Source organism: Streptomyces sp. ST2-7A (assembly GCF_021390475.1).
GTDB lineage: Bacteria > Actinomycetota > Actinomycetes > Streptomycetales > Streptomycetaceae > Streptomyces.
This window is the reverse complement of sequence record NZ_JAJUWS010000003.1, coordinates 193,530-206,340: the sequence shown is the minus strand read 5'-3', so window position 1 is coordinate 206,340 and position 12,811 is coordinate 193,530. Positions and strand designations below refer to the sequence as shown.

General features: G+C 72.8%; 6 protein-coding genes. 1 reads left to right on the top strand and 5 read right to left on the bottom strand.

The window, feature by feature from the left end; translation table 11 throughout:
- Positions 1-50 precede the first annotated feature (50 nt).
- Complete coding sequence (locus LZF96_RS03395; RefSeq protein ID WP_233865446.1) at positions 51-317, top strand: hypothetical protein; 267 nt, start codon at positions 51-53, stop codon at positions 315-317.
- A gap of 64 nt (positions 318-381) precedes the next feature.
- On the opposite strand, the gene LZF96_RS03390 is transcribed toward LZF96_RS03395, so the two are convergent.
- The 5 genes from LZF96_RS03390 to pepN (LZF96_RS03370) form a co-directional block, all read right to left on the bottom strand.
- Complete coding sequence (locus tag LZF96_RS03390; protein ID WP_233865445.1) at positions 382-1,350, bottom strand: hypothetical protein; 969 nt, start codon at positions 1,348-1,350, stop codon at positions 382-384.
- A gap of 502 nt (positions 1,351-1,852) precedes the next feature.
- Complete coding sequence (gene pepN, locus LZF96_RS03385) at positions 1,853-4,447, bottom strand: aminopeptidase N (protein WP_233865444.1); 2,595 nt, start codon at positions 4,445-4,447, stop codon at positions 1,853-1,855.
- A 396-nt stretch (positions 4,448-4,843) separates the two neighbouring features.
- The gene (locus LZF96_RS03380) at positions 4,844-8,167 is read right to left on the bottom strand and encodes a S8 family serine peptidase (protein WP_233865443.1); all 3,324 of its coding nucleotides are present in this window, start codon (positions 8,165-8,167) and stop codon (positions 4,844-4,846) included.
- A gap of 177 nt (positions 8,168-8,344) precedes the next feature.
- The gene (locus tag LZF96_RS03375) at positions 8,345-9,499 is read right to left on the bottom strand and encodes a hypothetical protein (protein ID WP_233865441.1); all 1,155 of its coding nucleotides are present in this window, start codon (positions 9,497-9,499) and stop codon (positions 8,345-8,347) included.
- Between the two features lie 443 nt (positions 9,500-9,942).
- The gene (pepN, locus tag LZF96_RS03370; RefSeq protein ID WP_233865439.1) at positions 9,943-12,603 is read right to left on the bottom strand and encodes an aminopeptidase N; all 2,661 of its coding nucleotides are present in this window, start codon (positions 12,601-12,603) and stop codon (positions 9,943-9,945) included.
- Positions 12,604-12,811 lie beyond the last annotated feature (208 nt).

Here is a 12,811-nt window from a genome sequence, read left to right as displayed (position 1 = left end):
TGGGCCACCCCGGTCGAGCACCGGCCGGGGTGGTTCGTTACCTTGGGGCCGTGGCCAATGAGAACAAGAAGCGCGCCGCCCGGGCCGGAGCCGTCACGCTCGGCGCGGTGCTGGCGCTGCTCATGACATCCCCCGCCGCCCACGCCCTGTACCGGGACGACGGCGACCAACCCGGTGAGGGCCTGAGTGTCTTCGAGACCCTCGGCCTGTTCGTGATCGCGCCGATCGCCTCCTTCGTCCTCATCGCCGTCCTCGTGGTGGTCGGCGAGAAGGCCGCGGTCAAGCGCAACTCCACCAGCCGCAACATCAGCACCTGAGTCCCGTTCCCGCCGGGCGGAGTCCCCGCCCCGGCGGGGCCGGACCGGGCCGGCCCGCGCGCGATCAGCGGGCGGGCCGGGTGGCGCAGACCAACTCGGTGTCGCCGTTGAGCACCCAGTACCAGTAGTGCCCCCGGTCACCGGGGGCGCGCGAGCAGACCGCCGCCGGCACCCGGTCCGGGCTGGGGCGCACGTCGCTGATCACCAGCACGGTGTTGTACGGCTCCGGCAGCTTCCGCGCGCCGCAGTCCAGCCAGACGTGCAGGTCGGCCTCCGGGATCGCCCGGCCGGGCCCCGCCGGGCCGTCCGTCGCCCGGGCGGGGAAACACTGCCCGACCCGGAACTCGCGCTGCAGGCACAGCACGGTGACCCCGCCGTCGGCCGAGGTGTGGTGCCAGTCGCCCCGTCCCGAACCGGACGGGCACGCCTCCGCCCGATCGGTCACCTCCGTCACCCGCAGGAAGGCGCTGTCCGAGGCGCAGGCCACCGGGTTGGGCAGGTGGCTGTTCCACTCCTCGCCGGTCTTGTGGTTCGACAGGCAGTCACCGGGGCCGACCCGCCGGTACGCCTCGGCGGTGGGGTCGCCCGCCGCCGTGCCCGGCTCCCCCTCGGGGGTCCGCGGGGGGGCCGCGGTCCCCGGTGCGGCGGTCGCCGCCGGGGGTGGCTCCTCCGCCGCCTCCCCGGTCGGCGGCTCCCCGCCGACGTCCTCCGCCGGGGCGGCGTCCGGCGCCCCCGACTCCGATCGGGTACCGGCCCCCGGGGCACCCGATCCCGGCTCCCCGGGGGTTTCGTCATCCGGGGTCCCGGCCGAATCGTGCGGGGTGCCGGCCGCTCCGTCGGATCGCTCCGAGCCCGCTCCGCGCTCACCGAGGCCGGGCGCGACGAGCAGCGCGAAAACCGCCAACACGATGCCGAGCAGCAGCAACTGGCCACCCGACGAGGAGGAGCGGACACTCCGGGAGCCGCTCCGCCCCCGCCGCCCCGCGCCGGTGGGCCGGCCCACCCGGTGATCGGATTCCTCCACGCCGGTCATCGACGGTCCCTCCGTGCTCCTCCCCGGCCCCGGGGCCGGCGGTTCCCTCCGTCCGGGACCCACCCGGCTCCCGCCCGCGCTCGTGTGCGCGCCCACGTCCGTGCCCACGTCCGAAAGGCTACGGTGAGGGACCGTCATCGCGCACCGGTACCCCCGGTGATCCGGCCGGCCCGTTCCCGCTCCCGGGCCATGGTTTCCGGCCCGGGAAGGGGCCGGGACGTGCGGAAACGGGGCATCCGTCCCCGAAGCCGACGGGCGGGACCGGGATCGCGGACCCCGCCCGCCCGGACGGGTCGGCTCCGACCCCCGTCGGCGTTTCACCCGTGCGGATGAATCCCGGGGCGCCCGGAAGCGGGGACGCGCGGGCGGGCGCGCGGCGACCGCCCCGGCACTCGCCGCGCCCGGCGGCCCCCGTGCCACGCGCGCCCCGGCCCACGCACGAGTCCCCCCGACCCGGTCGGAACCGGATCGGAGGGACTCGCGGAGCGGGGCGCCGAACGGATCAGGCCCCGGAGGCGCCCCCGGCCCGGCTGTCCGCCTCCCGGGCCCGCATCGCGCGCACCACACCGGCCCGGTTCTCCGTGACCAGGCGCCGCAGCGCCGCGCCCGGTCCCGCCGCCGCCAACCAGGCGTCGGTCCGCTCCACCGTCTCCGGGCCGATCTGCAGCGCCGGGTACAGGCCGACCGCGATCTGCTGCGCCATCTCGTGGCTGCGCGACGCCCAGACGCCCTCGAGCGCCTCGAAGTACCGGGCCGAGTACGGCTCCAGCAACTCCCGCTGGTCGGGCTGGACGAAGCCGCCGATCACCGACTCCTGGACGGCGTTGGGCAGCGAGTCGCCCTCCACCACCAGGGCCCAGGCGGCCGCCTTCGCCTCGGCGGTCGGGACGGCCGCCCGCGCGTACGCCGCGTGCCGCTCACCGGCGGCGGTGGCGTCCCGCTCCAGCTCGGCGGCGATCTCCGCCTCCCCGGCGCGCCCGCACGCCACCAACCGGTGCAGCAGGCTCCAGCGCAGTTCGGTGTCGACCGCCAGCCCCTCCAGGGCCTCGGAACCGTCGAGCAGGCCCGCGAGCAGCGAGAGCTGCCCGTCGGTGCGGGCGACGGCCGCGAACGCCCGCGCCCACGCCAGCTGGTGGTCCCCCCCGGGCTCGGAGCCCCGCAGGAACTCCAGGGCCGCCGCGGTCCAGCGGGTCAGCCCCTCCTCCCGCCACGTCGGGTCCGCGTACAGCTCGAGGGCGAGCTTGACCTGCCGGTGCAGGGTCTGGACCACACCGATGTCGCTCTCCCGGCCGATGCCGGAGAGCACCAGCTCCAGGTAGTCGCGGGTGGCCAGCTCGCCGTCGCGGGTCATGTCCCAGGCGGAGGCCCAGCACAGGGCGCGCGGCAGCGACTCGGTGAAGTCGCCCAGCCGCTCGGTGACCACGGCCAGCGAGTCGGCGTCCAGCCGCACCTTGGCGTAGCTCAGGTCGTCGTCGTTGAGCAGGATCACGTCGGGCCGGGCGCGTCCGACCAGCTCCGGCACCTCCGTCAGCGCGCCGTCCACGTCCAGCTCGATCCGGTCGGTGCGCGTCAGCGTGCCCGAACCGTCCGCGCCGGTGCCGACCTCGTACAGGCCGATGGCGATGCGGTGCGGACGCAGCACCGGCTCACCGGTCGCGCCTTCCGGCAGGGCGGGAGCCTCCTGTCGGACGGCGAAGGCGGTGATGACGCCGTCCGCGTCGGTGGTGATCTCCGGCCGCAGCACGTTGATGCCCGCGGTCTCCAGCCAGGCGCGGGACCACGCCGACAGGTCCCGCCCGCTGGTCTCCTCCAGGGCCGTCAGCAGGTCCGGGAGGGTGGTGTTGCCCCAGGCGTGACGCTTGAAGTACGCCTGCACGCCCCGGAAGAACGCGTCCTGCCCGACGTAGGCCACCAGCTGCTTGAGCACCGAGGCGCCCTTGGCGTAGGTGATGCCGTCGAAATTGACCAGGACGTCGTCCAGGTCACGGATCTCGGCCATGATCGGGTGGGTGGACGGCAGCTGGTCCTGCCGGTACGCCCAGGTCTTCATCTGGTTGGCGAAGCTGGTCCAGGCGTGCGGCCAGCGGCTGCCCGGCGCGTCGGCCTGGCAGGCGACGGAGGTGTAGGTGGCGAACGACTCGTTCAGCCACAGGTCGTTCCACCACTCCATGGTCACCAGGTCGCCGAACCACATGTGGGCGAGCTCGTGCAGGATGGTCTCCGCACGGCCCTCGTAGGCGGCGTCGGTCACCTTGGAACGGAAGACGTACTGGTCGCGGATGGTGACCGCGCCCGCGTTCTCCATGGCGCCGGCGTTGAACTCCGGGACGAAGAGCTGGTCGTACTTGGCGAACGGGTAGGGGAAGTCGAACTTCTCCTCGAACCAGTCGAAGCCCTGCCGGGTGACCTCGAAGATCGCGTCGGCGTCCAGGTGCTCGGCCAGTGAGGGGCGGCACCAGATGCCCAGCGGCACGGTCCTGCCGTCCTTCTCCCACGAGCTGTGCACGGAGGCGTAGGGGCCGGCGATGAGCGCGGTGATGTAGGTGGAGATGCGCGGGGTGGGCTCGAACCGCCACACCCGGTCCGCCGGCTCCGGCGTCGGGGAGTTGGAGATCACCGACCAGCCCTCGGGAGCGGTCACGGTGAAGCGGAAGGTCGCCTTGAGGTCGGGCTGCTCGAAGCAGGCGAAGACGCGCCGCGCGTCCGGCACCTCGAACTGGGTGTAGAGGTAGGTGCTGCCGTCCACGGGATCGACGAAGCGGTGCAGGCCCTCACCGGTGTTGGTGTAGGCGCAGTCGGCGACCACCCGCAGTTCGTTGGCGCCCTCGACCAGGTCCGGCAGGGCGATCCGCGAGTCGGCGAAGACCTTCTCCGGGTCCAGTGACTCGCCATTGAGGACGACCTCGCGGACGGCGGGGGCCACCAGGTCGATGAAGCTCGGGCCGGCGCCGCTCGCCTCGAACCGCACGGTGGTCTCCGAGCGGAAGGTGCCGCCGGCGGGGGCGTCGGTGATGTCGAGGACGATGTCGTATTCCTCGACGCGGAGCAGACGAGCCCGCTCCCGCGCCTCGTCCCGGGTCAGATTCGTGCCAGGCACAGTGTGGTGACTCCTTACGCGGTTCTGCGGTGATGAGACGCCGCGGAGCCGGTTTTCCGCGGCGGTCGCGCCGGGCGGGTGAACGGGGGTTCACCCGCGTGTTGCCACGATCCTTTCACGGGGCCCCATCCCCCGGGCGGAGGTGCGCGGAAGGACGGGTAGGGGCCGGGGACGGGAATCCGGGGCCGCCTCCGGGGGGCCCGCGTCGACGGGTGCCGGGCGTGGTCGGGCGGGGTGGTCGGAGGGGACGCGCGGGGCGCTGGGGCCGGGAAACACGGGGGCGGGCACCCCGTGAGGGATGCCCGCCCGTCGTGTCACGCGACATCGTGTCGAGGTGGGGGTCCGGGCGGTCGGTGACCGCCCCTCACCTCGTCACACCGTCATACCGTCCCGTGGTCACTCCACGACATCGAGGACCACCACGCTGCCGGTGCCGGCGGCGGTGCCGCGCTCGTTGACCAGCGAGACCGTGCCGAACAGCTCACGGCCGGCCGGGGCCGGGGCGTCGGCGACCACGGAGGCCTCCACGGTGGTGGTGCCGCCCGCGGGCAGCTCCACCGTCTCGCCCTCCGCCACGCTCACGGAGCCCAGGCCGTCGCTGTAGTAGACGTCCCGGTAGTCGTACTCCGTGGTCCCGGCGGGTACGGACCAGCCGTGCACCTCGACCACGTAGCTGCCCGGCTGCGGGTCGACGAGCCGCACCAGTTCCTCGGAGTCGCCGGTGGTGCCGCTGCCCACCAGGGTGCCGTCCCGGTAGACGTACAGGTCCAGGTCGGCGGAGGCGTCGGTCGGCGAACCGATCACCGCTTCGAAGAGGGAGACGCCCTCCCCGATCTCCACGGTGTTGACGACCACGTACTCGTCGTTGCCGATGGTCGGCCGCTCGCTGCGGGCGGAGCCGAGCGGACCGCCCTCGAGCGAGCCGGTGATGCCGGCGAACTCGTTGGTGACCTCCCAGGAGACCTCGACGGGCTCACCGACGGTCGCCTGCTCGACGGTCCGCACCGCCGGGTCGAAGACCGCGCCCAGGGCGTTGACCTCGAGGGTGTACGGGTTGTCGAGCATCGGCGAGGTGCGGCGGGCGTCCACGCTCAGCTCCCAGACACCCGGCATCGGGTTGTCGTAGGCGCGAACGTCGGGCCGGCAGGTGTTCCGCGGGTCGTCCAGGTTGTGGTAGCAGGAGAACACCGCGGTGTTGTCCACCGGCAGACCCCACGGGCTGACGGCCAGCCAACGGCTCTGGCTGCCCTCCAGCAGGCCGCCCATGGCGACCTCCATGGTGCTGGTGCCCTCGGGGACGCGGACGAAGTGGTGCAGCGGTTCGTTGCGCTGGACCTTCCCGGAGGTGTCGAAGGAGAAGTCGGGGGAGCCCAGTTCCTCCGGCACGATCACCGTGGCCAGGATCTGGTGGACGACGCCGCCGGTGCGGGTGTCGCTCAGCTCCAGGACCGCGCTGTGCGCGCCGGTGGACCGGGGCTTGACCTCGACGCGCACGGTCACCGGCTTGTTCAGCGGCAGTCGCACGGCGGCGCCGCCGCGCACCTTGAACGCCTTGGTGAGGTCGTTGCCGACCTTCAGGTGGTGGGTCAGGGTGCGGTCCGGGCCGGTGGTGCGGGTCAGGGTGACGTCGTAGACCTTGGTCTTCCCCTTGGCCGGGCCGGTCTCACGGTCGTAGATGCCGGCGCCGGTGTGCGGCTCGGCCAGGAACCCCGAGAGCGTGTGGCTGACCGGCGCGGAGACGCTGTACTCGTACGGGGTGGTGGCCCGGGCGAGGTACTTCCAGGCGCCGACGGTGTCCATCAGGCCGGAGCCCTGCTCGTACGCCTGGATGCCCTTGATCGGCTTGGCGGAGGAGGCCAGGGCGTGCCGCAGGTCGGCGGGGGAGACGTCGAAACCGCGCTGCTTCGCCGCGGACAGCAGCAGCGCCGAGGCGCCGGCCACCTGCGGGGAGGACATCGAGGTGCCGTTCAGCATCCCGTAGCCCGGGGGCAGGTCGTAGCCCGCGTTCGGCACGCCGGAGCCGGGCATCCAGGTGAGGGTGGAGTTGATCGAGGCGCCGGGGCCGACGATGTCGGGCTTGAAGCCGCCGTCGGCGCGCGGACCGCGCGAGGAGAACGGGAAGAGGTTGTAGGGCGTCTTCACGATCGAGCCGTAGTTGGCGGCCCAGGTCTCCTTGGAGACGCCGGCGCCCACCGAGACGACCTTGTCGGCCAGCGACGGGTCACCGATGGAGTTCATGCCGGGACCGCTGTTGCCGGCGGAGATGACCAGCTGGACGCCGTGGGTGTCGATCAGTTGGGTGTAGAGCCGGGCCCGGGCGTTGTTGCCGTCGTTGAGCGCCGGCAGGCCGCCGATGGACATGTTGACGATGTCCACGCCCCGGTTGACCACCAGGTCGATCATGCCCTCGGTCAGGGCGGTGGCGGTGCAGCCGCCGCCCCAGTTGCAGGCCCGGGAGGAGACGACCTTCGCACCGGGGGCGGCGCCGGTCATCTTCCCGCCGAAGAGGCCGTTGGCGGCGGTGATGCCGGCGACGTGGGTGCCGTGCCGGTCGTTCACCAGGCCGATGTTGACGAAGTCCCGGGTCTCCCCGATCCACTGGCCCCCGTAGGGGTCCATGGGGACGTCCTCGCGGATCTCGACGACGAAGGAGATCGCCTCGGCGATGGCGGTGTCGGGGTTGTCCTCACCGAAGAACCCGATGTCGAAGTTCTCCTTGTAGGGACGCATCGGGGTGTCGTTGGTGAAGTCGCCGTCGTTGTCGAGGTCGACGGTGACGGTCCCGTCCTCCGGCGTGTACAGCACGCCCCAGACGCCGCCGGTGGTGCCGTCCCGGTTCAGGTCACCGGCCATCTCGCCGCCGGCCGTGGCCGACTCGCGGAAGAGGCTGACGAAGTGATCGCCCTCGGGGGCGGTGTACTCGCGACCGGAGTAGGTGAAGGTCCCGCCGGAGACCTCGGTGACCATCGGGCGCCAGGTCTGATCGTTGTCGATGATCGGATCGGTGGCGGTCACCCAGTCGACGATCTTGCGCTCGCCAGTGGTGGTCTCCTGGAGCGCGGGGTGGGCGAGGTCCACGCCGGTGTCCAGGACACCGATGGTGATGCCCCGACCGTCGGCGTTCCGGTTCTTCCTGATGAAGTCGACGGTGCCGATCTCGTGCGACGGCTGGTAGGGGTTGACGTTCGGGGTGGAGGCGTCCGGCCCCGGGTAGGTGGTGCCCTTGCCCTTTCCGGGACCACCCTTTCCGCCCTTGCCGCCGCCCTCGGGTTCGGGGTCGGGAAGGCGGATTTCCTCGTTGAGATCGATCGCGTGGACGGAGGAGTTCTTGACCGCGCGATCCACCAGGGAATCGGCCCGATGGGTCGGGACGGTGGCCCTGACGTATCCCACGGAGTCGTCGGTGAACCCGACGGAGGCACCGCTGATCGCCTCCAGGTCGCGGGCGACCTCCTCGGTACCGCCCGGCTCGGCCGCGATGAGCAGCGTGACCCGGGGTTCGCCGGAGAGCTTGGCCTCCTCGAGCTTCGACGCGTCGGCGGTGCTGAACTTCTCGTTCAGCGGCTTGGCCGGCACGGGCTCGGGGGTCTCCTCGGCGGCCAGTGCGGGGGTGACGCCGGTGGCCGCGAGAGCGACCACGACACCGGCGGTCAGGGCGACCCGGGTGAGTCTCCCGACCGCCGGTGAGGCAGCGGATATGAACGATGGGGTGCTCGTCATGACCATCCTTGTTCGGTATCCGGGACAGGATGGTCGGTAATCATACGTAAATGATCTTCACTTGTGTGTACTCGTGGAGAAGTTGACGAATAGCTGCCAGGCAAATGGTGTGGACTACCCGGAAAAAGGGGACTAAACACCCCTCTTGGGGGTGGCGGGAATCGGCCGGCCGGTCGATCAGCGCGGCAGTACTCCCACACATCGCCCGGATGGCCGAGCGGAAGCCCCCGTCAACGCCGTCCGGATGACGACCGCCTGAAGGTCCGGCGTCTCCCGCAACCCCCGGGGCGTCAGGTGCACCACCGTCACCCCGGACCGTTCCAGGGTTTCCCGCCATCGGACGTACCCGGCGGTCTCCTCCGCCTCCCCGCGACGGGCATGTCCCGGATCACGGAACGCGCCCGGGAGGTGCGCGGTTCCCGGCGAGTACCGCCGGGTGTCCAGGACGAGGGCCACGCCCTCCCCGGGCCAGTAGGCGTCCGCCCCGCCCGGCGCCTCCCCCGAGGGGCGCAACTCCACGTTCCAGAACGGTTCCGCGGGTCCGGCCTCCGCCGGATCGGTCCCCGGGCGGTCCATCGCCCCGGCCGTGGCGCCGCCGGTCGCGTCGCCCCTCGCGTCGCCCCGCCCGGCGGGGCCCACCACGACCCGCACCACCTCCCGCAGCGAGTCCTGCGCGACCGCCCGGGCCTCCGCGCACGCCTCCTCCAGGGCGCGGGCCGGTCCGCGCCGCCGGTTCGGGCGCAACCGCCCCACCTCCCGGGCCAACTCGCGGGCCGTGCAGTGCCCCCCGATCAGGGCCGCGGCCATCAGGGCGCGTCCCGCGGACGGATCCCCTTCCACGGGGCCCGGCTCCGGCACCACCGCGTCCGCGACCGCCCGGGCCACGGGTACCACCGGCAGACCGTCGATCCACACCGGTCGGGGCAGCTCGCGGGTGCGCAGCAGGCGGATGCCGGCGGGTGGGCGCAGCCGTCGGGTGTGCGGCACCATCAGGGTGATCGGTGGGGGAGGGGCGGACCCGGGGTCGTGACATCCGGCCGGCTCGGGATCGTGCAACTCCAGGGCGGTGATCCCGCCGAACAGCACCTCGCCCGGTCGACCACCGGCCCAGACCAGGGCCGCCCGCAGGCGCTCGGAACGGCTGATCGGTCCGGGGTGCGACAGGTGGACGCCGGGGAAGGGCATCTGCCACGGCCCGTCGGGCCGGCACCTGCGGGCCGCCTCCGCGCGGCCGATGCCCCGGGCCCGCAGGTCGGCGACGGTCAGTGGTCCCGCCGAGCGGATCCGACCGCCGACACCCGGTCCGGACGGTCCGGCCGGGGACTCGGTCACGGACTCCCGGTGGGGGCGTCGGTACGGGACCGGCCCGATGGGTGGCGCGACCGGCGCGGGTGGGTCGGTGGGGAGCCCGGGGGTCGGACGCGGACCCGGGAGCCGGCGGGGCCCGATGGTCGGGGGACGCCCCGCCTGTCGGGGGACGCGCGGTCCGCCGCCGAACCGGGGCTGCGGAAGGGTCCCGTCGTGGTGCATGGCGCTCATGTCGCCGGGATGCCCCCTCGCGCACCCCCGCCGAACCTCCCGGGGGGCCTCGATCCGTTTCCGGGCCGACTCCCCGGATCGGGAACAAGTGTTCAAAATTCGAAGGTGTTCCCTGCGCCGCTGGTCACGGGGAGTGTGAGCTTGGGCCCGAGGTCGCTCCGCTCCGCGAGCAACCTCGAGCCCAAGGGGGGATGTGAGGGGGCGTTACTGGGGCGTGAACGCGTCCCGAGGGGCGCTCACCCGGCCGCGCGCGCCTCACACTCGCGGGCCCGCAGAGCCCGTGCCAGGTCGTCCCGGGCCTCCAGCACCAACCGCCGCAGCGCCGGCGCCGCGTCCGGGTGGTCCCGCAGCCAGGTGTCGGTGGCCTCCAGCGTGGCCGGGTCGCCCTGTGCCGCCGGGAACAGCCCCCGTACCACCGCCATGCCGATCTCGATCGAGCGCTCGGCCCACACCCGCTCCAGCGCCTCGAAGTACGGCCCGGTGTAGGGGGCGAGCAGCTCGCGCCGGTCCCCGCGGCCGAAGCCGTCGATGGTCGCCTCGATCAGCGCGTTGGACAGCCGATCGGACTCCATGACGTCCGCCCACGCCCGGGCCTTGACCTCCGGCGCCGGCCGGGCCGCCAGACAGCGCACGTGGTGCCGACGGCCGGAGGCGGTGTCGTCCCGCTCCAGCTCCCGGTTCAGCCGCTCCTCGTCCACCCGGCCGTGGACCGCCAGGGGCAGCAGCAGTGCCCAGCGCAGCTCCTGGTCGACCTCCAGGCCGTCGATCCGGGCTTTCCCCTCCAACAGCCTTTCGAGCAGCACCAGGTGCTGCTCGTCCACCGCCGTCTCGGCGAGGAACCGGGCCCAGGCCAACTGGTGGTCGCTGCCGGGCGGGGCCAGCCGCAGCTCCCGCATCGCCGCCTCGGCGGTCGCCGACTCCTGGCCCGGTCGGCGTTCGGGGGTGGTGAAGCGGGTCAGCGCCGTCCCGGCCCAGGCCAGCACCATCTGCAGGACCCCGACCTCGGTCTCCGCCCCGCCCGCCCGGCGCACCAGGTCCAGGAAGTCACCGGCGGGCATCAGACCGTCGCGGGTGAGGTTCCACAGCGCCGACCAGCACAGCGCCCGGGCCAGCGGATCGGCGATGGACCCCAGATGCTCGCGGAGCGTGGCCAGCGAGGCGTCGTCGAAGCGGGTCTTGCAGTACGTCAGGTCGTCGTCGTTGACCAGCACCAGGTCCGGCCGCTCGGCGCCGGTCAGCTCCGACACCACCGTGCGCGCCCCCGTCACATCGGTGAGGGTCCGCGCGTACCGGGTCAGGGTCCCGCTCGCCGGGTCCCGCCGGTACAGGCCGATCGCCACCCGGTGCGGGCGCAGCACCTGCTCCGGCGACCCGCCGGGCGCGGCCGGCTCACCCGCCGAGCCGGCCGGCAGTCGGGGCGGTTCCGGGGCCTCCTGGACCACCGCCAGCTCGGTCACCCGACCCGCCGCGTCACAGGTCAGCTGCGGCGTCAGGGTGTTCACCCCGGCGGTCTGCAACCAGGCCTTCGCCCATTCGCCCATGTCCCGGCCGGAGGTCTCCTCCAGCACCGCCAGCAGGTCCTCCAGGGTGGTGTTGCCCCAGGCGTGACGCCGGAAGTAGCGGCGCGCGCCCTCCATGAAGGCGTCCTCGCCCGCGTAGGCGACCAACTGCTTGAGTACCGAGGCGCCCTTGGCGTAGGTGATGCCGTCGAAGTTGAGCTTGGCGTCCTGCAGGTCGTGGATGTCGGCGGTGACGGGGTGGGTGGAGGGCAGTTGGTCCGCCCGGTAGGCCCAGGCCTTGCGGCGATTGGCGAAGGTGATCCACCCCTCGGTGAACGGGGTGGCCTTCACCAGCGAGAAGGCGCCCATGAAGTCGGCGAACGACTCCTTGAGCCACAGGTCGTCCCACCACTCCATGGTGACCAGGTCGCCGAACCACATGTGCGCCATCTCGTGGAGCAGGGTGTTGGCCCGCCCCTGGTAGGCGGCCCGCGTGGTGCGGCCCCGGAAGACGTACTCCTCCCGGAAGGTGACCAGTCCCGGGTTCTCCATCGCGCCGATGTTGTACTCCGGCACGAACGCCTGGTCGTACTTGCCGAACGGGTACGGGAAGTCGAAGTGCTCGTGGAAGAAATCCAGGCCCCGCTTGGTGAGGTCGAAGATCTCCGGGGCGTCGAAGTGCGGTGCCAGCCCCTTGCGGCACAGAGCGGCCAGCGGGATCTCCAGGGTGGTGCCGTCCGGCAGTCGGCGGCCGTACCGATCGCGCTCCACGTGGTACGGCCCGGCCACCACGGCGGTGATGTAGGTGGAGATCGGCGGGGTGCGGGCGAAGACCCGGGTGGATGCGGCGCCGTTGTCGCAGGGGCGCGGCTCGCCCACCTCCTCGCCGTTGGACAGCACCGTCCAGTGTGCCGGGGCGGTGACCCGCATGTCGAAGGGCGCCTTGAGGTCGGGCTGCTCGAAGCAGGCCATCACCCGGCGCGCGTCGGCGGGCTCGTACTGGGTGTAGAGGTAGGTCTCGCCGTCCTGCGGGTCCACGAAGTGGTGCATGCCCTCGCCGGTCCTGCTGTAGGCGCAACGGGCGTCGACCACCAACTCGTTCGTCGCCGACAGGGCGGGCAGCGCGATCCGCGCGCCGTCGAAGACGCGGTCCACCGGCAGGGAGTCACCGTTCAGGGTGACCGACAGCACGTCCGGGGCGATCAGGTCGATGAAGGAGGAGGCACCCGGCTCCGCGCAGCGGAACCGGACGGTGGTCGTGGAGCGGAAGGTCCGCGGACCGGAGGCCGGGGCCGGAGCCGTCGCCGACCGCAGGTCGAGTGACACCGTGTAGCCGTCGACATCGATCAGCCGGGCCCGCTCGCGGGCCTCCTCACGGGTCAGGTTCTCTCCGGGCACGGGCCCACTCCCTCTTGTCTGCTCGGCTGGTGGTCCGCCGGGTGGGGGGCGCGGGCCGGCGGACGTCCGGCCAGCATCCCACGGGCCGCCGACGCCCCGCAGCGGGGAATCCGGTCCGGCGTATCCCGGCGTCATGGGGTAGAACCCCCTCACGGCATATCACGGCATATCACGGGGAGACCCGGGGCGAGGAGCGACGTGTGGATCG